Annotated in this window: 18 protein-coding genes; 8 read left to right on the top strand and 10 right to left on the bottom strand. The window is 62.1% G+C overall.

What is annotated here, in order from left to right:
• Positions 1-70 precede the first annotated feature (70 nt).
• Positions 71-634 (top strand): ATP-dependent Clp protease proteolytic subunit, encoded by a 564-nt coding sequence (locus tag LQ220_RS04335; RefSeq protein WP_230187031.1) that lies wholly within the window; start codon positions 71-73, stop codon positions 632-634.
• A 14-nt stretch (positions 635-648) separates the two neighbouring features.
• Here LQ220_RS04335 and LQ220_RS04330 read toward each other — a convergent pair whose 3' ends face one another.
• Positions 649-1,524 carry a neutral zinc metallopeptidase gene (locus LQ220_RS04330; RefSeq protein ID WP_230187030.1) on the bottom strand — a complete coding sequence of 292 codons (876 nt, stop codon included), beginning with the start codon at positions 1,522-1,524 and terminating at the stop codon, positions 649-651.
• Positions 1,525-1,720: 196 nt separating this feature from the next.
• Between LQ220_RS04330 and LQ220_RS04325 the strand changes: the two genes are divergently transcribed.
• Positions 1,721-2,866, top strand: coding sequence for a DUF3734 domain-containing protein (locus tag LQ220_RS04325; protein WP_230187029.1), 1,146 nt, complete (start codon positions 1,721-1,723; stop codon positions 2,864-2,866).
• Positions 2,863-3,648 carry a 3-hydroxybutyrate dehydrogenase gene (locus LQ220_RS04320; RefSeq protein WP_230187028.1) on the top strand — a complete coding sequence of 262 codons (786 nt, stop codon included), beginning with the start codon at positions 2,863-2,865 and terminating at the stop codon, positions 3,646-3,648. Before LQ220_RS04325 ends, LQ220_RS04320 begins: the two co-directional genes overlap by 4 nt.
• Before the next feature lie 27 nt (positions 3,649-3,675).
• On the opposite strand, the gene LQ220_RS04315 is transcribed toward LQ220_RS04320, so the two are convergent.
• On the bottom strand, positions 3,676-4,542 hold the full coding sequence (locus LQ220_RS04315) for an SDR family oxidoreductase (RefSeq protein WP_230187027.1): 867 nt from the start codon (positions 4,540-4,542) through the stop codon (positions 3,676-3,678).
• Positions 4,539-5,102: a GTP cyclohydrolase I FolE gene (gene folE / locus LQ220_RS04310; protein ID WP_230187262.1), complete on the bottom strand. Its 564-nt coding sequence runs from the start codon at positions 5,100-5,102 to the stop codon at positions 4,539-4,541. The genes LQ220_RS04315 and folE overlap by 4 nt, the downstream gene beginning before the upstream one ends.
• A 171-nt stretch (positions 5,103-5,273) precedes the next feature.
• Between folE and LQ220_RS04305 the strand changes: the two genes are divergently transcribed.
• Together LQ220_RS04305 and LQ220_RS04300 are read left to right on the top strand one after the other, a co-directional pair.
• On the top strand, positions 5,274-6,212 hold the full coding sequence (locus LQ220_RS04305) for an XdhC family protein (RefSeq protein ID WP_230187026.1): 939 nt from the start codon (positions 5,274-5,276) through the stop codon (positions 6,210-6,212).
• Between the two features lie 4 nt (positions 6,213-6,216).
• Positions 6,217-6,834, top strand: coding sequence for a nucleotidyltransferase family protein (locus LQ220_RS04300; RefSeq protein WP_230187025.1), 618 nt, complete (start codon positions 6,217-6,219; stop codon positions 6,832-6,834).
• Here LQ220_RS04300 and LQ220_RS04295 read toward each other — a convergent pair.
• Positions 6,831-8,072, bottom strand: coding sequence for a cytochrome b/b6 domain-containing protein (locus LQ220_RS04295; protein WP_230187024.1), 1,242 nt, complete (start codon positions 8,070-8,072; stop codon positions 6,831-6,833). The genes LQ220_RS04300 and LQ220_RS04295 overlap by 4 nt on opposite strands.
• A 270-nt stretch (positions 8,073-8,342) precedes the next feature.
• Between LQ220_RS04295 and LQ220_RS04290 the strand changes: the two genes are divergently transcribed.
• The 3 genes from LQ220_RS04290 (at position 8,343) to galE (ending at position 12,936) form a co-directional block, all read left to right on the top strand.
• Positions 8,343-9,551, top strand: a complete 1,209-nt coding sequence (locus tag LQ220_RS04290) for an acetyl-CoA C-acetyltransferase (RefSeq protein WP_230187023.1) — start codon at positions 8,343-8,345, stop codon at positions 9,549-9,551.
• A gap of 137 nt (positions 9,552-9,688) precedes the next feature.
• Entirely contained in the window at positions 9,689-11,860 is a 2,172-nt protein-coding gene (locus LQ220_RS04285) for a 3-hydroxyacyl-CoA dehydrogenase NAD-binding domain-containing protein (RefSeq protein ID WP_230187022.1), read from the top strand.
• A 68-nt stretch (positions 11,861-11,928) separates the two neighbouring features.
• Positions 11,929-12,936 carry a UDP-glucose 4-epimerase GalE gene (gene galE, locus LQ220_RS04280; protein ID WP_230187021.1) on the top strand — a complete coding sequence of 336 codons (1,008 nt, stop codon included), beginning with the start codon at positions 11,929-11,931 and terminating at the stop codon, positions 12,934-12,936.
• Between the two features lie 134 nt (positions 12,937-13,070).
• Here the strand turns inward: galE and LQ220_RS04275 are convergent, their stop codons facing one another.
• From LQ220_RS04275 to LQ220_RS04250, 6 genes are all read right to left on the bottom strand, one after another.
• The gene (locus tag LQ220_RS04275; RefSeq protein WP_230187020.1) at positions 13,071-14,510 is read right to left on the bottom strand and encodes a TolC family protein; all 1,440 of its coding nucleotides are present in this window, start codon (positions 14,508-14,510) and stop codon (positions 13,071-13,073) included.
• Positions 14,507-17,695 carry a multidrug efflux RND transporter permease subunit gene (locus LQ220_RS04270; protein WP_230187019.1) on the bottom strand — a complete coding sequence of 1,063 codons (3,189 nt, stop codon included), beginning with the start codon at positions 17,693-17,695 and terminating at the stop codon, positions 14,507-14,509. The genes LQ220_RS04275 and LQ220_RS04270 overlap by 4 nt, the downstream gene beginning before the upstream one ends.
• Positions 17,695-18,927, bottom strand: coding sequence for an efflux RND transporter periplasmic adaptor subunit (locus tag LQ220_RS04265; RefSeq protein ID WP_230187018.1), 1,233 nt, complete (start codon positions 18,925-18,927; stop codon positions 17,695-17,697). Before LQ220_RS04265 ends, LQ220_RS04270 begins: the two co-directional genes overlap by 1 nt.
• A gap of 210 nt (positions 18,928-19,137) precedes the next feature.
• A complete protein-coding gene (locus tag LQ220_RS04260; RefSeq protein ID WP_230187017.1) occupies positions 19,138-19,674 on the bottom strand; it encodes an adenine phosphoribosyltransferase in 537 nt (178 codons plus the stop codon).
• Between the two features lie 108 nt (positions 19,675-19,782).
• On the bottom strand, positions 19,783-20,625 hold the full coding sequence (locus tag LQ220_RS04255; RefSeq protein ID WP_230187016.1) for a cytochrome c1: 843 nt from the start codon (positions 20,623-20,625) through the stop codon (positions 19,783-19,785).
• 15 nt (positions 20,626-20,640) lie between these two features.
• Complete coding sequence (locus LQ220_RS04250; protein ID WP_230187015.1) at positions 20,641-21,951, bottom strand: cytochrome b/b6; 1,311 nt, start codon at positions 21,949-21,951, stop codon at positions 20,641-20,643.
• Positions 21,952-21,954: the final 3 nt, after the last annotated feature.

The raw sequence follows: 21,954 nt of genomic DNA, 5'->3' as shown, positions 1-21,954 counted from the left end.
GCCGCCGCGCCATCGATCTTGCGTTTATTGCATCCGTGGAACGGATGAAGGGCTGCCCCGTTGGGGGTCGATGGCAAACCCACGATTATACCCGCTGCTGGCGCGTCCGAATATCGGGCTGGCTGGCCCCGTCGATTATAATATGTACGGATTTTTCCGGCAGGCGCTGATTTCCGCGCCGAAGACCGGGCCGCTGGTGATTTCGCTCACCACGATGGGCGGCGATCCGGAAGTGGCGCGCGCGATGGGCGACGATGTGCGCATCATGCAGGAGCATGAGGGGCGCGAGTTGCTGTTCCTGGGGCAAGCGGCCGTCTATTCGGCGGGGGCAACCTTCATGAGCTATTTTGCGCGGGACAAACGCTTTCTGACGCGCGGGACGCGAGTGATGATCCATGAGCGGCAGATTACCAAGACCATCAATCTGTCTGGTCCGCTGCGGATGTGCGTCGCGACGTTGAAGGCTACGCTCAACGAGATCGAGCATAGCATCAACATCGAGGAAGAAGGCTTCCGCGCGCTGATCGAAGGCAGCAATATCGGCTTCGACGAAGTGCATCACAAGGCGCCGGAGAACTGGTATATCGACGCCGAGGATGCCCGCGACATGGGGCTGGTGCTGGACGTTATCTAACTAGTCCGGCAGCCTCAAACCCCTTTGAACGTATCGCATTGCGCCGGGTCGCCGGTGCTTAGCCCTTTGCGCAGCCATTCCATGCGCTGGGCCGCGGTGCCGTGGGTGAAGCTTTCGGGCACGGGGCGGCGACCGGCGGCCTTTTGCAAGGTGTCGTCGCCAATGGCTTGGGCAGCGCGCATCCCCTCTTCCAGATCGCCTGCTTCCATCAGGTTGGTGTCGCGGGCGGCCCAGACGCCAGCATAGCAATCGGCCTGCAACTCCATCGCGACTTGCAAGGCATTGCCTTCGGCTTCCGAAGCGCTTTTTTGTGCCGTGCGGACTTTGTTGGCGATGCCGGTGATCGTCTGGATATGATGGCCCACTTCATGCGCGATGATGTAGCCGATGGGGAAATCCCCCGGCGCGTTGAAGCGGGTTTCCATTTCGTTGAAGAAATCGGTGTCGAGGTAGATCTTCTGGTCGGCGGGGCAATAGAACGGTCCCATGGCCGATTGCGCCGCGCCGCACCCCGACTGGCCGTTCTGGCTGTAGAAGACCAGCGTCGGCGGCGGATATTGCTGGCCTTCTGCCTTGAAGATGTCGGTCCAGCGACGTTCGGTGGAACCGAGCACCTTGAGCGAAGTGCGCTGTACCGGGGTCAGTTCCTGAAAGCCGGGCTTTTCGGTCTGGACCTGCGGCGCGCCGCCCCCGCCGCCGCCCAGCAGGCTGAGCGGATTGACGCCCATGATGAGCGCGCCGACGATGAGAATACCGATGCCGAATATGCCGAAGCGGCTGCCCAGCAACATCCCGATGAGACCCAGCCCGCCGCCGCCGAAACCACCGCCCCCGCCGCGACCGCTTTGAATCTCAAAGTTGCTGCTTTCATTCTCGTCGTCGAGCCGCATCGGGCACCCCTCTTCTTCGCCTTGGCATAACCGTAGGGCAAACTATTGGCCAAGGAAACGGTTCAACGGGTGTGCGGGCTGGCCAAGATGAAATCTTTGTAATCAAGGAACGATAGCAAGGGTGCGACGCTATGATGTATTGCAGCGCAATATGACACAGAGCCCCACGAATCGACCCCGCCGATCGGCGCCCCCCATGCCCTTGCCGGACCATGTCGCCTTGCTGTTGCAGGGCGGCGGTGCGCTGGGTTCCTTTCAGGCGGGGGTGTATGAAAAGCTGCAGGACTTGGCGATCGAAGTCGATTGGGTCGCGGGCATTTCGATAGGCGCAGTCAACGCTGCGATCATCGCCGGGAACCCGCCCGAACGCCGCATGGAAATGCTCAACCGCTTTTGGGAGAAGGTGAGCGGCGGGATGCCGAACCTGTGGATTCCCGAAAACGACCATATTCGGGAGGCCGCGCATCTGGCCGCGGCAGGCGCCGTGGCGATGTTCGGCGTCCCCGGTTTCTTCCGCCCGCACATGATCCCCAATGCGCTGATGCCAAAGGGTACGGCGGGCGCGATCAGCTATTACGACACGACGCCGCTGATCGCCACGTTGGACACATTAATCGACTGGGATTTGTTGAACGACGGTCCGGTCCGGATTTCCGTGGGCGCCGTGGATGTGGAAAGCGGCAATTTCGCCTATTTCGACAATCGCGGACCCGATGGCATCAGCCGATCCAATATGCGGATCGACGCGCGGCACATCATGGCGTCCGGCGCGCTGCCGCCCGGACTGCCGCCGGTCGAGATCGACGGACGGCATTATTGGGATGGCGGGCTCGTTTCCAATACCCCGCTCAGCCATGTTCTGGACCATCAGCACGGCGACATGCTGGTGTTTCAGGTCGACCTGTTCCCAGCAGAGGGGCCGATGCCCAAGCAGATGACCGACGTATGGTCGCGGCAGAAGGACATCCAATATTCCAGCCGCAACCGGCAAGTGACCGACCAGTATCTGCGGCTACGGCGGGAACATAAGGCCATTCGGGCGGTGCTGAACCATCTGCCCGCCGAGATGTGCGACGATCCAGAAGTGCAGCAGGTCCGTGCCCTGCTGGACGATGGTGCGGTGAATATCGTCCACCTGATCTATCGCAGCCGTGCGTGGGAAGGCGGGGCGCGGGACTTCGAATTTTCACGCCCGACGATGCTCGACCATTGGGCGCAAGGCCGCGAAGCGGTCGAAGGCGTGATGCACAAAGGCGATCTGATCGCCCGCAACATATTGGATGGCACCAGCGCCGCGTTCGATCTGGACCAACCCAATCATCTGAAGGAGAAACAAGCATGACCCTGCAAGGTAAAACCGCGCTGATCACGGGTTCGACGTCCGGTATCGGCCTGGCCTACGCCAAGACATTGGCGGGCCAAGGCGCGAATATCGTCATCAATGGATTTGGCGACAAGGATGCCATCGAGAAGGAACGTGTGGCGCTGGAGCAGGCGAGCGGTGCGAAGGCGCTGTATAGCGGCCATGATCTGACCAAAGTCGATCAGATCGAAGCGATGATGGCGGAAGCGGCGAAGGCATTCGGCGGCGTGGATATCCTGATCAACAATGCCGGGATGCAGCATGTCGCGCCGGTCGAGACGTTTCCGGTCGACAAGTGGGATCTCATCATCGCGCTGAACCTGACCGCCGCGTTCCACACGACGCGCCTCGCCGTGCCCTATATGAAGGAGAAGAAGTGGGGGCGGATCATTCAGACGGCCTCAGCACACTCCAAGGCGGCATCGCCCTTCAAGTCAGCCTATGTCACCGCGAAGCATGGCCTTGCCGGTTTCACCAAGACGGTGGCGCTGGAAGTGGCGACGTTCGGCGTGACGGCCAACTGCATCAGCCCCGGCTATGTATGGACGCCGCTGGTCGAGAACCAGATTCCCGACACGATGAAAGCCCGCAACATGACGCGCGATCAGGTTATCAACGACGTGTTGCTGGCAGGTCAGCCGACCAAGGAGTTCGTCACACCGGAGCAGGTCGCCGCGATTGCGCTGTTCCTGTGCGGCGATGCGGCCAGCCAGATTACCGGCGCGAACCTGTCGGTCGATGGTGGATGGACGGCACAATAAGTCGACACGTAAAAACTGTCCGCGCGATCATAAGTGCATGAAATCACGGGGGTAGCTCTGCATATGAGCGCCCCCGTCGACGTAAAGAACCTGCCCCGTCACTGCGGTCGCACCCGCCAGATAGGTCACGGCGTCGGCGATCTGTGAAGGTTGCGGGAGACAGTCGAGCGGCATCGCTCCGGACAGGCGCTCCATCTGGTCATCGGAATAATCGGCGGTTGCGATGGTGAGGCCGGGGGCGACGGCATTGACGCGTACGCGCGGGGCGAGTTCGCGCGCAGTAAGCTGCGTCAGACCGGCCAGCGCCATCTTCGACAAGGTGTAGGCAAGCTGATCGCCATGGGGATGGTCGATCCGCTGATCCAGAATGTTGACGATGCTGCGATCCGTCGATCCGGCAGGGACCATTGCGAAAGCCTTGGTCAGCAGGACCGGCGCGGCGCAATTGACCGCATAATGGCGCATCAGATCGTCCGACGTGACGTTTTCGAGGCGGTCCTGACCGAAAATTGCCGCGCCGTTTACGAGAAGATCAGGTGGACGACCGAAAGTTGCGGCGACGCGGGCGATCAGTTCCTCGGCGGCTTCGGGATCGGCGAAGTCTGCGACGAAACCGTCCCACTCGGTGGCTTGCGCTTCCAATGTCAGCGCGAGCGAGGATTCCAGCCGCACGTCATGGCTGCCGTGAATGGCGAGAGCGTAACCGGCGCGGGCGAGCGCGGCGCTGATTTCCGCGCCCAGCCGGCGGTGGCCGCCCGTTACCAGCGCCAGCCTCTTGCCCGAAATGGGCAATGGCCCCGCCCGTTCGCGCACCGTCGAATCGTCGGCGGGCCGGGAGAGCGACCGGAAGCCCGTCGCCGAAACCGCGCTGGAGTCTTCGGGCGTCTCGCTCATATGCCCATCAGTTTGAGCACTTCCTTGCGGCTCTTTTCATCGTCGCGGAACACGCCCATCATCCGGCTGGTGGTCATCGAGACGCCGTGGGTGCGCACGCCGCGCCCGGACATGCAACCGTGGCTGCCTTCGATCACGACCGCGACGCCCAGGGGCTTGAGATTTTCCCAGATGCAGTCGGCGATCTGCGCGGTCATCCGTTCCTGCACCTGCAAGCGGCGGGCGAAGGCATTGAGGACACGGGCGAGCTTTGAAATGCCAACAACCCACTGGTCCGGCAGATAGGCGATGTGCGCCTTCCCCACGATGGGCGCCATGTGATGTTCGCAGTGCGACTGAAACGGGATATCCTTCAGCAGCACGATTTCATCATAGCCGCCGACTTCGTGGAAAATGCGGCTGAGGTGATAGGCCGGGTCTTCCTGATAGCCTTCGCAATATTCCTTCCACGCGCGCGCGACGCGCTTGGGCGTGTCAAGCAAGCCTTCGCGGGTCGGGTCGTCGCCGGACCAGCGCAGCAAGGTGCGGATCGCCTCCTGAACGTCTTCGGGCACATCCATCTTTTTCGGACGCAAAAGACCCTGGCCGATTTCCCCTTGTTCTGCGTCCACGCCGATCCCCTCAATTGAACTTTCTCCAAGGATATGGCGATAGCGCATGCGAATTGCCAGCCCGTAGATGTCGATCCGCGCGGCTGGACAGGCCGCAGAACCAATGGCAGTGTCGATCCTATGGACGATATCAGTAACTTGATTGCCAAGGCACAGGATTGGGCCCCGGCCCGCATGGCGATTGCCACGGTCGTCCAGACATGGGGATCCGCCCCGCGACCGCGGGGATCGCACATGCTGGTGCATGAGGATGGCCGGTTCGAAGGATCGGTATCGGGCGGCTGCGTGGAGAACGCCATATTGGCGAGCGCGGAAAGCGTTATCATCTCTGGGATATCGAAATTGCATCGCTTTGGCGTCAGCGATGGCGATGCCTGGGAAGCAGGATTGCCCTGTGGCGGCGAAATTGCGGTGATGGTGCAGCCGTTGACGGAAGACGGATTCGCCCCTGCCCTGCTGACCCAGATTGCCCAAGCGCGCGCGCGCGGTGAAACATTGGCCGTGTCCAGCGATACGGACAGCGGCAAGAGCGTGGCGGGGGAACATGCGGGGCAGTTCATCAACCGCTATCGCCCGCCCCGCCGTTTGATCATCACCGGCGCGGTGCAGATTGCACAGGGGCTGGCGGGACTGGCGCGCGAGCTTGGCATCGCGACCACCATCGTCGATCCGCGCGGACGCTTTTTGACGCGGGAGCGCTTTCCCGATGCCGTGCTGGACGACCGCTGGCCCGACGAAGCAGTTGCTGCCTTGCGCCCCGATCCGGCAACGGCGGTGGTGACGTTGAGCCATGATCCCAAGATCGACGATCCTGCGCTGATCGCGGCATTGCGCGGATCGACCGGCTACATCGCTGCGCTGGGGTCGCGCAAGAGCCATGCGGCGCGGCTCGAACGGCTGACCGCTGAGGGTTATGCGGCGCACGATCTGGACCGAATCGACGGACCGGCGGGAATCGACATCGGCGCGCTCGGCCCCGGCGAAATTGCACTTTCCATCGCAGCCGGTATGATACAGGCGTTCAATCGGGTCGAAGCCCATATAATGGAAGCCGCCTGAACCCATGCGCCCTGAACAAGTTGCCGCCGTATTGCTGGCCGCCGGAAACTCGACACGCTTTGGCGAAGAAGACAAGTTGATGGCCGATCATAACGGGAAGCCGTTGATCGTCCATGCGATGGAATGTGTCGCATCGATTCCGTTCAAATATCATATCGCAGTGGTGCGTCGGCATGAGCTGGCCCCGATCATCCACCGCAAGCTGGATCGGCGCGGATTTACGCTGATCGTCAATGAGAATCCCGATGACGGGCTGTCGAGTAGTATCCGGCTGGCGGCGGATTATGTGTCCGAACTGCGCTGTAACGGGATGCTGATGTGCCTGGCGGATATGCCGCAAGTGCCGCAGAGCCATTTGATGCGCCTGGTAAGGACCGCCGAGGATATTCGGTCGGTCGTGGGCAGCACCGATGGCTTCACGCCGGGGCCGCCCGCCTTTTTCGGACGGCGGCATTTTGCCGAGTTGCAGGCGCTGAAAGGCGATCTGGGCGCGCGGGCGCTGATCAGCCAGAACTTGCTGATCGAGACGGGCAGCGCGCTGTTGTACGATGTCGACACGCCGGAGGATATTCGCCCGCGTCCGGAAGTGAGCGCAGTGCCGGACGTGCCGACAGCCTCCTAGGGCGCTTTGCCCGTTGCGTCGAAGCGGAAGGTGACGGCCACGCTGGCGTCAAGTCCACCGCTGCTGTCGCCATTGCCGACATCGAAGGTCTTGCGGGCAATCGTGGCGGTGCCGCTGACGGTGCGTTTGAGACCTGTGCCCTTCAATGTGAAGCGGATGGTTTGCGGGGCGGTTGCGCCCTTGAGGGACAGCGTGCCGCGCGCGGTATAGCTGTTGGGTCCGGTCGCCGTCGCGCCCTTCGCCGTGAAGGTCGCGCGGGGATGCGCGGCGACACCGAAAAATTCGTCGCCGGGGAGCATCTGGCTTTGGGTCGGATCGCCGGTGCTGGCGCTGCTCATGTCGATGTCGACACGGATGTCCGCCGTTTCGGGACGGTCGGGGTCCATGGTGATCTTCGCGGTCCAGCGGGAGAAGCCGCCGCTGATGTTTTCGCCGCTGTTCCCTACGGAAAAGCCGATGCTGCCGCCCGGTTTTACGGTCCAGACCGGGGGCGGTCCGGCTTCCTCGACGGGGGGCGTGCTGTTTTCGACTGCGGCGGCGGCGTTGTCGGCTGGCGGGACGACGGCGTTGGCGATGGTGGTATTTTCGGGTGCGGCTTCTTCCTCAACGGGGGCTGGCGCTTTTTCCGCAGGTGTTCCGAACATCGCCTGCCGCGCAAGCAATCCCCCGGTAACGAACGCGCCGGGTACGAGCAGGATCAGGAGCGTCATGAGAGCGGGGGAGCGCCCCGGCACCATCCGCCATACAAGGCCATCGCGCAGGAGAAGGTGATGGCGGATCGCGCCCGCCACGTGCAGTGCGAACAGCGCTACGCCGATCCATGCGAGCAATCCGTGGCCGTTTTCGGCGATTTCATGCGCGGCCCGTGGCAAAGGCAGATGCGGCAAGGGGATGGTGCCGAACAAGAGCGTCGGCACCTTGATCTTCGCGGTCGATACCAGCGCCCAGCCGGTGAGCGGCGCGAGGAGCATGAACGCATAGAGGCCGAGATGCACGAGGTTGGCCAGCGCGCCTTCCCAGCCGCCTTCAGTCGGCGCGGGGCGCGGTTTGGTGAGCCGGGTCGTAACGCGCAGGATCGTGAGGGCGAGGATCAGCATCCCGACCGATTTGTGCAGTTGGTACAGCGCAAAGCCCTTCGGCCCGAGGCTTTCCAGCGACCAGCCCACGGCAAGCTGAAAGGCCAGAGCGGCGGCAATCGCCCAGTGCAGGACCATGGCGGTGCGGCTGTATTTCTGCATGGACGATGCCTCCGGATGTCTGCGGCGATTCTATGGCCAAGAGCGCGTTTGCGCTATCCCCGCTGTTGGAAACGGTTCGTTCGCCCGATTGCCATAAAAATTTTGTACGGGGTCGATACGCCGATAACCCTACGGCACCCTTTGTTCTGCCCGTTGGCGGGTGAGAGGGTGCTTTACGTGAACGTAAACTTCACTTGCACTTTTGTGCAGGAAGGTCACATTACACGGGTCGAGAGCGCCAATGGCGCGAGTCCAGAGAGAGGACGCATTATGGAAGCCTATATTTACGACGCTGTCCGCACCCCGCGTGGGCGCGGCAAGGCGGACGGATCGCTGCACGAAATCACCCCGATGCAGCTTGCCACACAAACCTTGCAAGCGCTGCGCGACCGCACACAGATCGATACAGCCGATGTCGACGATGTCATCCTGGGCTGTGTGACCCCGGTAGGCGAGCAAGGCGCGGACATTGCGCGCGTGGCGGTGCTGAACGCCGACTATGCGCAGACGACGGCAGGCGTGCAGGTCAATCGGTTCTGCGCCTCCGGCCTTGAAGCGGTGAACATCGCAGCGGCCAAGGTGCATGCGGGCGAAGCGGACTTCGCCATCGGTGGCGGCGTGGAGCATATGAGCCGCGTACCGATGGGATCGGACGGCGGCGCCATGGCGTTCGACCCCGCCGTGGCGTGGCACACCTATTTCGCGCCGCAGGGCATCGGGGCGGACCTGATCGCCACCAAGTTCGGCTTTTCGCGTACCGATTGCGACGCTTATGCCGTTGAGAGCCAGAAGCGCGCGGCGCAAGCGTGGAAAGAAGGGCGCTTTGCCAAGACCATCGTGCCGGTGAAGGACGTGATCGGTCAGGTCGTGCTGGACCATGACGAACATATGCGCCCCGAAGCCGACATGCAGTCGCTGGGCGCCCTGAAGCCGAGCTTCACCGCGATGGGCGAGGAAATGCCAGGCTTCGATGCCGTGGCATTGCTGAAATATCCCGAGCTGGAACGGATCAACCATGTGCACCATGCCGGTAACAGTTCCGGCATCTGCGACGGTGCTGCTGCGGTGCTGGTGGGCAGCAAGGCGATGGGCGAGAAATACGGGCTGAAGCCGCGCGCAAGGATCAGGGCGATGGCCTCGATCGGGTCCGAACCGACGATCATGCTGACCGGGCCGGAATTCATCGCGGGCAAGCTGCTGAAGAAAAGCGGCATGTCGAAGAATGACATCGACCTTTGGGAGCTGAACGAAGCGTTCGCCAGCGTCGTGTTGCGCTATATGCAGGCGCTGGACCTCGACCATAGCACCGTCAACGTGAACGGCGGCGCGATTGCGTTCGGCCATCCGCTGGGTGCGACCGGAGCCATGGTGCTGGGCATCGCGCTCGACGAACTGGAACGCTCCGGCAAGGGCACTGCGCTCGTCAACCTGTGCATCGGCGCAGGTATGGGCACCGGCACCATTATCGAGCGCATTTGAGCCACGGCGTCATTCCCGCACGGGCGGGACCCCCTCTCCCACCCACGCGACACGATCTGCGTTCGGGAGAAGGATCCCCGCCTTCGCGGGGATGACGACGGGACAATATCAAAGACTCATTCCTCCAGGAGAGTGACATGACAACGATCCAATTCGATACCGATGCAGACGGCATCGCCACCCTGACCATCGACGTTCCCGGCCAGTCGATGAACGTCATCGGCCCGGACTTCATCGCCGATCTGTCGGCGGCCATCGACCGCATCAAAAGCGAGGACGCCATCAAGGGCGCGGTCATCTGTTCGGGCAAGGCCAGCGGCTTCATGGGCGGCATGGACCTTAAGAACATGCAATCGATGCTTCCTGAGGGCAGCGAAGGCAACATGACCGCGCTGTTCGAAAAGACATTCGTGCTGAACGATCTGTTCCGGCGGCTGGAAACCTGCGGCAAGCCGATTGCCTGCGCCATCGAAGGCACATGTGTCGGCGGCGGTTTCGAGCTGGCGCTGGCGTGCCATCGCCGGATCGTGGCGGACGACAGCAAGGTGCAGCTTGGCCTGCCCGAAATCCTCGTCGGATTGTTCCCCGGCGGCGGCGGCAGCCAGCGTTTCCCGCGCATCACCGGCGTACAGACGGCGCTGATGTATATCCTGCAAGGCAAATTGTTCCGCCCGCAGGAAGCACTGGGCCTTAAGGTAGTGGACGAACTCGTCCCCTCTGGTAATACGGTGGCGGCCGCCAAAACTTGGTTGAAGGCCAATCCGGCCGCCAGTGTTCAGCCATGGGATCAGAAAGGTTACCGTTTTCCCGGGGGCGCTGGCGGCTTTAATCCCGCTTTCGTGCAGACTTTCATCGGCGCAACTGCGATGACGATGAAGCAGACGCAGCGCAACCTGAACGGTCCGCTGGCGCTGCTGTCCGCCGTATATGAAGGCGTGACGCTGCCGATGGACCGCGCGATTCGCGTGGAAAGCAAATATTTCGCGAAGGTCATAGCCGATCCGCAGGCGCGCAACATGGTCCGCACGCTGTTCGTCAGCAAGCAGGCCGCCGAGCGCGGGGCGCGTCGTCCCAAGGATCTGCCCAAGGCACCGACCAAGAAGCTGGCGATGCTGGGCGCAGGCATGATGGGTGCAGGCGTGGCGACGGTTTCCGCGCAGGCGGGGATCGACGTGGTGCTGCTCGACCGCGATCAGGCCTATGCAGAGAAGGGCAAGGAGCATGCGCGCGGCGTCCTGTCCAAGCGGCTGGGCAAGGGCATGACGCCGGAGAAGCTGGAAGCCACCCTCGCCCGCATTACGCCGACGACCGATTTCGCGATGCTGGAAGGCTGCGACTTCGTAATCGAAGCGGTGTTCGAGGATACCGCGATCAAGGCCGAAGTGACCAAGAAGGTCGAGGCAGTGCTGGGCGCGGACACCATCTTTGGCTCCAACACGTCGACATTGCCGATCACGGGCCTGGCCCATGCGTGGAGCAAGCCGGAGAATTTCATCGGCGTGCATTTCTTCTCGCCGGTCGAGAAGATGCCGCTGGTCGAAATCATCGTCGGCGAGAAGACCGGGCCGGAAGCGATTGCCAAGGCGCTGGATTATGTGGCGCAGATCAAGAAGACGCCCATCGTCGTCAACGATTCGCGGGGCTTCTACACATCGCGTTGCTTCGGCACCTATGTGCAGGAAGGCGCGGAATTGCTGGCCGAGGGCGTTAGCGCGCCGCTGATCGAGAATGTGGGCAAGCAGCTTGGCATGCCAGTGGGTCCGCTCGCCGTGTCGGACGAAGTGTCGATCGAGCTGGGTTACAAGGTCATGACGGCAGCGAAGAAGGAACTGGGCGATGCCTATGTCCATAGCGCCGCCGACGACGTGATGACGAAGATGGTCGAAATGGACCGCATGGGCCGCAAGAACGCCAAGGGTTATTATGACTATCCCGAAGGCGGCAAGAAAGCCTTGTGGCCGGGTCTGGCAGAGACCTTCCCGCTCGCCGCTGAGCAGCCCTCGCCCGAAGCGGTGCGCGAGCGGTTGCTGTATCGGCAGTTGATCGAGTGCGCGCGCTGCTTTGCCGAAGGTGTGCTGGAAACGCCGGAAGATGGCGACATCGGCGCGATCTTCGGATGGGGCTTTGCGCCGTGGACCGGCGGGCCGTTCAGCCACATGGACACGGTGGGCCTGAGCAAGGTCGTCGAAACGCTGGATGCCTTGACAGCTAAGCACGGGCCGCGCTTTGCGCCGACTGCGCAAATGCGCGAGATGGCAGCCAGCGGGGCGACATTCTACCCGAAAGCCGAAGCGAAGAAGGCAGCTTAATCGCGCGCTAACCCTTGCCATGCCATGTCCGCGTGCCTATCGCCCCGGACATGGCATGGAGTGACGAGATGACGGACAAGCCCACAATATTGGTGACCGGCGGCGCAGGCTATATCGGCAGCCATGCCGTGCTGGCGCTGCGCGATGCGGGATGGCCCGTAGCGGTCATCGACAATCTGGTGACGGGTTTCCGCTGGGCCGTGCCGGAAGATGTGCACTTCACCCAGGGCGATATCGAAGATCAGCCGCTGGTCGAAGCGTTGCTGCGTGAGCAGAATATCGGCGCGATCATGCATTTTGCCGGGTCGGTCGTGGTGCCGGAATCGGTGTTCGATCCGCTGAAATATTATCACAACAACACCGTCAAAAGCCGCGCGCTCATCGAAAGCGCCGTGCGGTGCGGTGTGCCGCATTTCATCTTCTCCTCCACCGCCGCGACATATGGCACGCCGGAAGAAAGCCCCGTGCGGGAGGACACGCCGCAGCGGCCGATCAATCCCTATGGCATGTCGAAGCTGATGACCGAGGCGATGCTAACCGATGTCGCTGCCGCGCATCCGATGAATTATTGCGCGCTACGATACTTCAACGTGGCAGGCGCCGATCCGCGCGCGCGGACGGGCCAGTCGACGGCAGGCGCGACGCATCTGATCAAGGTCGCGGTCGAGGCAGCACTGGGCAAGCGCGACCATGTAAGCATCTTCGGCACGGATTTCGACACGCCCGATGGCACGGGCGTGCGCGATTATATCCACGTCAGCGATCTGGCGGCGGCGCATGTGCTGGCGCTGGAAGCGTTGCGCTCCGACCCCAAGACGAGCCATCGGCTGAACTGCGGCTATGGCAAGGGCTTTTCGGTGATGGAAGTGCTCGATGCCGTGGACCGTGCGACCAACCTCAAGATCGACCGTAGGATGGAGGGCCGCCGCGCGGGCGATCCCGCTGCGCTGATTTCCGACAACAGCGCCATTCTCGCGCGCTTCCCGTGGAAGCCGCAGCATGCCGATCTGGATCAGATCGTGACGCATGCCTTGGCGTGGGAGCGCAAGCTGAGCGAGCGCGAGAGCGCCGGTTAGAATTTCGTCATTGCGATGGTTGCGACTGATGGGAACAGTCCTGTTGTTCCCCGGCGAAAGCCGGGGAACAACAGGCTGTAGGTTCCTGCCACTGCAATTTGCTATTAGAGCGAAGCCATCACCCCAAGTTTCGACTATTTATCGCCCTGCGGCGGGACACGAACCGGGTCCGGTGCGCCTTCCCAGCCGCCGCCCAGCGCCTTGAACAGTGCCACCTGCGCCTCGGCCCTTGCGGCTTGCGCATCGGCGAGTGCAGCGCGGGCGTCGGCGCGGCTACGTTGGGCATCCAGCAACTGCAGGAAGCTGTCCGCGCCGGAGCCGAAGCGTTTCTCGGCGATGAAGGCGGCACTGTCGCTGGCCTTCATCGCGCGGGACAGCGATGCTTCGCGGTCGATGGCGCCTTTCAGCCGGGCGAGGGCCTGCTCGGTTTCCTGTAGTGCGGTCAGAACCGCCTTGTCGAACGAGCCGAGCGACCCTTCGGCAGTCGCCTTGCTTTGACGAACGCGGGCGCGGGCCGCGCCGCTGAACGGGAAATTCCAGCTTATCAGCGGCCCGATGGAATAGCCGAACGAGTCCGATGTGCCGATATCGCTGGGTTTCAGACCTGTGCTCGACAGGCCACCCAATATGGAGATCGAAGGATAGAGCGAGGCTGTCGCCACACCTATGCGCGCAGTATCGGCGGCCAGTTGCCGCTCGGCCTGACGGACATCCGGGCGGCGGGCGAGCATCGCCTGACCGTCGCCAATCGCGATGGGCTTACGCACCTGAGGGGGCGTGATGCAGGCCGCAGCGTCAGTGTCGAATGACGATGGCGGATCGCCGGTCAGCACCGCCAGCGCATAGAGCGAGGCGCGCCGTTCCGCTTCGAAACTGGCCGCTTGCGCGCGGGCCTGTTCGACCAGAACCACTGACTGATCGACGTCGCGCTGGGTATTGCGACCGCCGGACAGCAGTCGCTGCGTCAGCGTGAGCGTCTTTTCCTGCAGCGCCACGGTTTCACGCGCGACTTGCGCCTGTGCGCCGGTGGAGCAGGCATTGGCGTAGGTGAGTGCGGTTTCCGCCGCGATGGACACGCGCGCTGCATCCAGCCCGGCAGCAGCCACTTCGATCTCGCCGCGCGAAGCCTCGATGGAGCGCCGGACGCCGCCGAAGAGATCCAGTTCGTAATTGGCGTCGAAGCCGAGCTTGAAACTGTCCTGCGTGAAGCCGGTCAGCCCCTGCCCGAAGTTCACGACGCTGCGTGACCGCGTATATTGGCCGGATGTCGTCGTGGTCGGCAAAGCAGCGGCGCGTGCTTCGGACAGCGCACCGCGCGCCCGGCGCAAGTTCGCCGCAGCGATGCGGACGTCGGTATTATGTTCCAGCGCGCGGATGACGAGGCGGTCCAGCACCGGATCGTCGAACAGATGCCACCACTGGCTTTCGACCGGAGCGGACGTGACGGCAGTGTTGGTCGCTGTCTCGATCAGGCTCGTCTGCGCGGGCGGCAACGGCGCGGGCGTTTTATAGTTGGGACCCACGGCGCAAGCGGACAGCGCCAGCAGCGCGAGAGTGGAGGTCAACGTCTTCATGCGCCTGCCTCCCCCGGCTCGACATGCGGCGCAACGGGCTTTTTGCGACGGGCGGCGAACCATGCCGATGTCTTTTCCCCCAGCATCCGGCTGATGACATAGAAAGCGGGCGTGAACATCAGGCCGAATATGGTGACGCCGAGCATCCCGAAGAACACGGCGATGCCCAGTGCCTGCCGCATTTCGGCACCCGGCCCGCTGGCCAGGACCAGAGGCAGCACGCCCAGAATGAACGCGATGGACGTCATCAGGATCGGACGGAGACGCTGATGCGCCGCCTGTTCTGCGGCAGCGCGCGGGTCCAGCCCTTCATCTTCGCCTTGCCGCGCAAATTCGACGATGAGGATGGCGTTCTTGGCCGCGAGGCCGATCAGCACCACCAGCCCGATCTGCGTCAGGATGTTGTTATCCCCGCCCATCAGGTTCACGCCAAGAATGGCCGCAAGCAGACACATCGGCACGATCAGAATGACGGCGAGTGGCAGCACGAGGCTTTCATATTGGGCCGCGAGCAGCAGGAATACGAACACCACCGCCAGACCGAAGGCAATGATGCCGGTGTTGCCTGCCTGCTTCTGTTCGAAGGCGATTTCGGTCCATTCGTAGGAGAAGCCGGGAGGCAGTATCTTTGCCGCGAGTTGTTCCATGCTGGCGAGCGACTGGCCGCTGGAATAGCCGCGCACAGTGTCCCCCTGAAGTTCCGCAGCCGGATACAGGTTGTAACGGACGACACGATAAGGCCCGCTGTCGTTCCGCAAGGTCATGACAGCGTCCAGAGGCACCATCGCACCGCTGGCCGAGCGCGTTTTCAACCGACCCACATCGTCGGCATCGTCGCGATACGGCGCATCGGCGGAGGCCGTGACGCGGAACGTCCGCCCCAGATAGTTGAAGTCGTTGACGTAGGACGAGCCGAGATACGTGCCGAGCGTCGCGAAGATATTCTCGACCGGAACACCCATCTGCTCCGCCCGTTGCCGGTCGATGTCGGCAAAGAGGCGTGGCGTACGCGTGTTGAAGGTCGTGAAGACCGATGTCAGACCGGGCGTCTGGTTCGCCGCCATCATCATGCCGAAGGCGGCACCTTCAAGCGCCTTGTACCCGGCTCCACCGCGATCCTCGATCATCATCTTGAAACCGCCGCCGGTGCCAAGCCCGCGAATCGGGGGCGGAGCGATGAAGAACACGCTGCCCGAAGTGATATTGGAAACGGAGCCCATCAGCTCCTTGGTAATCTCATCGGCCGATTTGCGGTCGGCATGCGGCTTCAGGCGCACGAACATGGTGCCGCCGCTGGGCGAATTGGTGAAGGTCGCGCCATCGAAGCCGGAAAAGGCAATGCTGCCCGACACGCCTTCGTTTCTGCTTGTGATCCCAACCAGTTGTCTAACCGTTTCATCGGTACGCTGAAGGGCAGTGCCGGGGGGCATCTGCACCACACCGATCAGATAGCCCTGGTCCTGCGCCGGAACGAAACCGGAGGGTGTTTGCATGAAGCGCCAGCCGGCCAGTGCCAGCAGCAGAGCATAGGCCACGCCGACAATCACGAGCATGCGCAAGGCTTTGGCCGTGATGCGACCGTAGCGCGCACTCAATTTTTCGAAACCACGGTTGAAGCCGTTGGCGAAACGGCTTGGGTAGCCGCGCCAGCCCGTCGGGGTATCGTGATTCGTCTTGGGCTTGAGGATCAGCGCACCCAGGGCAGGCGAAAGGGTGAGCGACACGAACGCCGAAATGGCGGTCGCGCCAACGATGGTGAGCGCGAATTGCTTATAGAATGCGCCCGAAATGCCCGGAATGAACGCCGTGGGAATGAAGACGCCGCACAGAACGAGCGCAATGGCGATCAACGCGCCGGACACTTCGTCCATCGTCTTGTGCGCAGCCTGAACAGGCGACAAGCCTTCTTCATGCATCAGGCGTTCGATATTCTCGACCACGACAATGGCATCGTCGACGACGATGCCGATGGCCAGCACCAGCCCGAACAGCGAGAGGTTGTTGAGCGAGAAACCGAACAGCGCCATCATTGCGAAGCTGCCGATCAGCGACACGGGAATGGCGATGATCGGAATGATTGCCGCCCGCCAGCTTTGCAGGAAGAGCAGCACGACGATGCTGACCAGCACGATGGCCTCGATCAGAGTGTGCTGGACCGCTTCGATCGATGCCGTGATATATTCGGTAGGGTTATAGGGGATCGAATAGGACAAACCGGGCGGGAACGTCTTGGCCAGCGATTCCATTTCCGCTTTTACGGCATCGGCCGTCTGCAGCGCGTTGGAGCCGGGAAGCTGCGTTATCGGAAAGGCGATGCCCGATTTGCCGTCGAGATAGCCCTCGGTCCCATAATCGAGAGCGCCCAGTTCGATGCGGGCGACATCGGCAAGACGTGTGAGGCGCCCTTGTTCGTCGCGTTTGACGATGATCTGCCCGAATTCGTCGGGCGATGTCAGACGCCCCTGCGCCTGAATGTTAAGCTGAAACGCCGTGCCGCTCTGGTTGAACGGGGGCTCTCCGACGGAACCCGCAGCGACCTGCGTATTCTGGGCACGAATGGCATTGGTGATTTCGTCGACGGTCAGGTTACGGACCGACGCGCGTTCCGGATCGATCCATATGCGCATGTTGTAATCGCGCGCGCCAAAAGCGAGCACGCCGCCCACACCGGGAATACGCGCGATACGGTCCTTAACCTGCAACGTCGCGTAGTTGGATATATACTGGCTCGACAAGCTGCCATCCGGCGACGAGAGCACCATGACCAACAGCAAATCGGGTGAGTTCTTGCGCACGGTCACGCCGATCTGACGCACCTGTTCCGGCAAGCGCGGTTCCGCCGATGACACGCGATTCTGCACCAGCACCTGCGCCTGATCGACATCGGTGCCCTGTTTGAAGGTAACGGTCACTGCCACCTGACCGGAGGCAGTGGACGAGGAGGACATATAAATCATGTCCTCGACCCCGTTGATCGATTCCTCCAGCGGCGCGGCAACGGTCTCTGCCAGAGTTTCGGCAGAAGCGCCCGGGAACGTCGCGTTTACAACAACGGTGGGCGGCGCGATTTCAGGATATTGCCCGACCGGCAAGGTGGGATAGGCGATGACCCCCATGATGATGATGAGGATCGACATGACCGCCGCGAAGATCGGGCGGTCTATGAAAAAATGGGGCAAACGCATTAGCGCGCCGCCCCGGAAGCCGGAGCCTTTTTATCCTGGGACGCCTGGGAAGGCTGTGCGGCGTTGGGCGCAGGCGGGGCAGCAGGACGCGAATCCTGCGCGTCGGCGCGCGGGGCGATGGTGCCTTTGCGCGTCTTTACCGGCATCCCCGGCTGAAGGCGTGCGAGGCCGTCGATGACGATCTGCTCATTCGGCTTCAATCCGCTGCGGACGACCCGGAGCCCTTCGACCATCGGTCCGGTTTCGACCGGGCGCGGTACAGTCTTGCCATCCTTGCCGACCAGATAGACGAGCTTGCGCGTCTGATCGGTCAGGATCGCTTCGTCGGGCACCAGCATGGCGCGATAGGTGCCCGAGCCGAGCAGCCGCGCCCGACCGAACATGCCGGGGACGAGGAAGCCGTTCGGATTCTGGATTTCCGCATGGGCGCGAATCGTGCCCGAATTGGTGTCGATGGCGTTGTCGACGAAGATCATGCGGCCGCGCCATTTGTACCCGCTCTCATCGGCAAGCTGGACCTCGACCGGATTGGCGGCATAGCGCGACGAGGCCCGTTCGCCCTTCGCGGCCTGACGGATATATTTGAGATAGAGGCTTTCGGCCCCTTCGAAACTGAACCAGATCGGATTCACGGTGACCACCGTGGTCAGCAGCGTTTGTCCCGATGTGACATAGTCGCCGATCGCAACCCGCTTGTCCGACACGCGACCGGTTATCGGCGATCGCACCGAGGTAAATTCAACATCCAGAGCGCGCGCCTGCACCGCGGCACGGGCAGCGGTCACATCCGCATCGGCGGAGCGAAGCGTCGCCAGCTTCGTTTCATATTCTTCCTGGCTTACAGCCTGAAACTTGCGGAGCTCTTCGGCGCGTTTCAGTTCGGTGCGCGCGTTGGCCTGCGCCGCTTGCGCCCGCACGACTTGCGCACGTGCCTGCTCAAGCTGGGCGCGATAGGGGCGCGGATCGATCTGGAACAGCAGGTGCCCCTTGCTGACCTCAACGCCTGCACGGAACCCGATCTGGGTGATCTGGCCGGATACACGGGGCAGCACCTGCACATCTTCGACCGCTTCGAATCGGCCGACATAATCGTCCCAATCGGTTACGTCCCGTGCCAGCGGCGTGGCCAAGGTGACAGTCGGCGGTGGCGGAGCCTGTGGCGGTTTGGCGCCGCAAGCGGCGAGCACCGCGATCAGGGGAAGGGCGACGGAAGCGGAGAGGAAATAGCGCATGGGTGCTATTTGCTGCAACGCAAGATGAATTTCAAGTCGCAACTGAAATTGGTTCGCAAGAAAAGTTGCGCGATATTGTTGATGTGCATCAGTTGCCCCGGAAAACTGGTTCGACCGATAGTCCATGTAGCCAGACCCAACGCCCCGTTCGGTCAGCCCACGCCGGTCACCCTGCTATATTGCCGGTATATTTCAATTTGCCGTCAGTTTTCAATGGCCATCGAACGCCATGATGGCGTGGGTCGCGACGCCACCGGCGTTCAAAGCTGCGATCCCGCCGAGTTCCGGCAAGTCGATGGCGAACAGCGCCAGTGCGACGAGGGCATTCTGGTCGCGCAGCAATTGTGTCGCCGCGAGCGCCGTGCCGCCTGTGGCAATCAGATCGTCGACGAGCAGGACACGCGCATTGGCGGGTATCTGTCCTTCGTGCAGTTCCAGCCGGTCGGTGCCATATTCGAGGGCATAGTCGATGCCGACCGTGCGTCCGGGAAGCTTGCCCGGCTTTCGCACGGCCACGAACCCCGTACCCAGCGCCGCAGCCACGGTAGCGCCCAGAATGAAGCCACGGGCCTCGATGCCGACGACATAGTCGATGGCATGGGGACGGGCGACGTCGCTCATCACGTCCACGAGGGCACGGAACCCCTTCGGATCGGCGAGCAAGGTCGTAATATCGCGAAACTGGATGCCGGGCTTTGGAAAGTCGGGGACAGTGCGCACCATGGCCTTGAGATCGTGCAACATCATGGGGTCTTCACCTTAGCCCTTCGCCAAAAAAAGAGGCACGGCGCCTGAACGGTGCCGTGCCTCTCCATGCTATCCTCGGCCAGACGGCAGTGCCGTCGCGGCCATTCCTCAATGCTTCTTGTCTGCCCAGATATTCCGGTAGGACATATAGGCCAGACCCGTTGCGATCAGCAGGAAGAACACCACGGCCAGACCGGCACTGCGGCGATTTTCCAGCTTGGGCTCGGCCGTCCAGGTCAGGAATGCAGCAACGTCCTGCGACATCTGATCGACCGTGGCCTTTGTGCCGTCGCCATAAGTCACCTGACCGTCGGCCACCAACGGGGGTGCCATCGCCAGGTTGAGGTTGGCGAAATACGGGTTGTAATGCAGGCCTTCGGGCGTCTTGGAGTCCGGGAACTTCTTGAGCAGGGCAGCCGGCTGTGCCTGGAACCCGGTCAGCAGCGAATAGACATAGGCGCTGCCTTCATGGCGGGCCTTCGTCATCAGCGACAAATCTGGCGGGATGGCGTTGTTGTTCGCTGCGGCAGCCGCGACGTTGTTCGCAAACGGCTTGGGGAAGTGATCGGCAGGAACCGGATCGCGCGACGACATTTCACCGGTGGCGGGATCGACGTCAGGCGTCTTGATCGCCCACTGCTTGGCAATCGCCTTCACTTCCGCTTCGTTGTAGCCGATCTGCTGCAGGTCGCGGAATGCGACGAACTTCAGACTGTGGCAGGCCGAGCAGACTTCCTTGAAGACCTGAAAGCCGCGCTGAAGCTGCTGACGGTCATAATGGCCGAGCGCGCCGTTGAAGGAGAATTCCACTTCCTTGGGATGGAGGTGAAATTCCTTTTCCGCAGTCGCGGCTGGCGGATCGCCAAGATAGGCGACTGCACCGGACCCGAAGGAATACAGCAACATCAGCGTGAAAAACGCACCGATCGCAATGAGAGCTGGGCGAAGCATGTTCTGATATTCCCCTTATTCGGCCGGGACTGCGGAGGGTGCGAGACCCTGCGAACCGGTAACGCTTTCACCATGCTTTGCGAGCACCGCTTCGGTGATCGAATTGGGCAACGGCAGCGGCTTTTCAAAATAGGCGATGGCCGGAAGAATGATGAGGAAGTGCGCGAAGTAGTAAGCTGCGGCGAACTGGCTCAGCATCACATAGGGCTCTTCCGCCGGGGCACCGCCGCAATATCCCAGAATGAGAACGCAGGGGATCAAGCCGAACCAGAAGAACTTCTTGAACATCGGGCGATAGTTGCCCGACCGCACTGGCGAGTTATCCAGCCAGGGCAGGAAGAACAACAGCAGGATCGATGCGAACATCGCCAACACACCCAGCAGCTTTGCCGGCACGAAGAAGAAGTCGAAGGTGAAGGCGCGTAGGATGGCGTAGAACGGCCAGAAATACCATTCCGGCACAATGTGCGCAGGCGTCGAAAGCGGGTTCGCTTCGATATAGTTGTCCGGATGGCCCAGGAAGTTCGGCGCGAAGAACAGCAACGCGGTGAACAGGATCATGAACACGCCCAGTCCGAAGCCGTCCTTCGCCGTGTAATAAGGGTGGAACGGGACAGTGTCCTGCGGTCCCTTCACATCGACGCCAGTCGGGTTGTTCGAACCGGGGATATGCAGCGCCCAGATATGCAGGATGATGACGCCTGCAATGACGAAGGGCAGCAGATAGTGGAGCGAGAAGAAGCGGTTGAGCGCAGCGTTACCGGGGGCGAAACCACCCAGCAGCCAGGTCTGGATCGGTTCGCCGACGAGCGGAATGGCGCCGAACAGGCCGGTAATGACCTTCGCACCCCAATAGCTCATCTGACCCCAGGGCAGGACGTAGCCCATGAACGCGGTGGCCATCATCAACAGGAAGATGACGAGACCCAGCAACCAGACCATTTCGCGGGGCGCCTTGTAGGATCCGTAGAAAAGGCCGCGGAAGATGTGGAGATAGACCACGATGAAGAAGAAGCTCGCGCCATTGGCGTGTGCGTAGCGGATCATCCAGCCTGCATTGACGTCGCGCATGATGTGCTCGGTCGTGCCGAAGGCGACCAGCTCGTTAGCGGCATAATGCATGCCCAGAACGATACCGGTTACGATCTGAATCATCAGGGCGACGCCCGAAAGCACGCCGAAGTTCCAGAAATAGTTGAGGTTGCGCGGCACCGGATAGCCGGCACCGACAGCACTGTAGACCAGGCGAGGAAGCGGCAAGCGCTCATCGATCCACTTCATCAGTGGCGCCTTGGGGGTGTAATGCTCTGCCCAGGGGAAACTCATGGT

It is taken from the genome of Sphingobium sp. CECT 9361, from assembly GCF_918741285.1.
GTDB lineage: Bacteria > Pseudomonadota > Alphaproteobacteria > Sphingomonadales > Sphingomonadaceae > Sphingobium.
The sequence above is the reverse complement of the archived record's forward strand: the minus strand, read 5'-3'. Positions and strand labels throughout refer to the sequence as shown.

Coding starts and splice junctions, on each gene's coding strand:
- LQ220_RS04315 (WP_230187027.1), bottom strand. CDS start 4,542: ATGAGCGAGACGCCCGAAGACTCCAGCGCGGTTTCGGCGACGGGCTTC.
- LQ220_RS04295 (WP_230187024.1), bottom strand. CDS start 8,072: ATGCAGAAATACAGCCGCACCGCCATGGTCCTGCACTGGGCGATTGCC.
- LQ220_RS04260 (WP_230187017.1), bottom strand. CDS start 19,674: ATGATGTTGCACGATCTCAAGGCCATGGTGCGCACTGTCCCCGACTTT.
- folE (WP_230187262.1), bottom strand. CDS start 5,102: ATGGATGTGCCCGAAGACGTTCAGGAGGCGATCCGCACCTTGCTGCGC.
- LQ220_RS04255 (WP_230187016.1), bottom strand. CDS start 20,625: ATGCTTCGCCCAGCTCTCATTGCGATCGGTGCGTTTTTCACGCTGATG.
- LQ220_RS04300 (WP_230187025.1), top strand. CDS start 6,217: ATGCGCCCTGAACAAGTTGCCGCCGTATTGCTGGCCGCCGGAAACTCG.
- LQ220_RS04290 (WP_230187023.1), top strand. CDS start 8,343: ATGGAAGCCTATATTTACGACGCTGTCCGCACCCCGCGTGGGCGCGGC.
- LQ220_RS04270 (WP_230187019.1), bottom strand. CDS start 17,695: ATGCGTTTGCCCCATTTTTTCATAGACCGCCCGATCTTCGCGGCGGTC.
- LQ220_RS04305 (WP_230187026.1), top strand. CDS start 5,274: ATGGACGATATCAGTAACTTGATTGCCAAGGCACAGGATTGGGCCCCG.
- galE (WP_230187021.1), top strand. CDS start 11,929: ATGACGGACAAGCCCACAATATTGGTGACCGGCGGCGCAGGCTATATC.
- LQ220_RS04275 (WP_230187020.1), bottom strand. CDS start 14,510: ATGAAGACGTTGACCTCCACTCTCGCGCTGCTGGCGCTGTCCGCTTGC.
- LQ220_RS04265 (WP_230187018.1), bottom strand. CDS start 18,927: ATGCGCTATTTCCTCTCCGCTTCCGTCGCCCTTCCCCTGATCGCGGTG.
- LQ220_RS04250 (WP_230187015.1), bottom strand. CDS start 21,951: ATGAGTTTCCCCTGGGCAGAGCATTACACCCCCAAGGCGCCACTGATG.
- LQ220_RS04325 (WP_230187029.1), top strand. CDS start 1,721: ATGCCCTTGCCGGACCATGTCGCCTTGCTGTTGCAGGGCGGCGGTGCG.
- LQ220_RS04335 (WP_230187031.1), top strand. CDS start 71: ATGGCAAACCCACGATTATACCCGCTGCTGGCGCGTCCGAATATCGGG.
- LQ220_RS04320 (WP_230187028.1), top strand. CDS start 2,863: ATGACCCTGCAAGGTAAAACCGCGCTGATCACGGGTTCGACGTCCGGT.
- LQ220_RS04330 (WP_230187030.1), bottom strand. CDS start 1,524: ATGCGGCTCGACGACGAGAATGAAAGCAGCAACTTTGAGATTCAAAGC.
- LQ220_RS04285 (WP_230187022.1), top strand. CDS start 9,689: ATGACAACGATCCAATTCGATACCGATGCAGACGGCATCGCCACCCTG.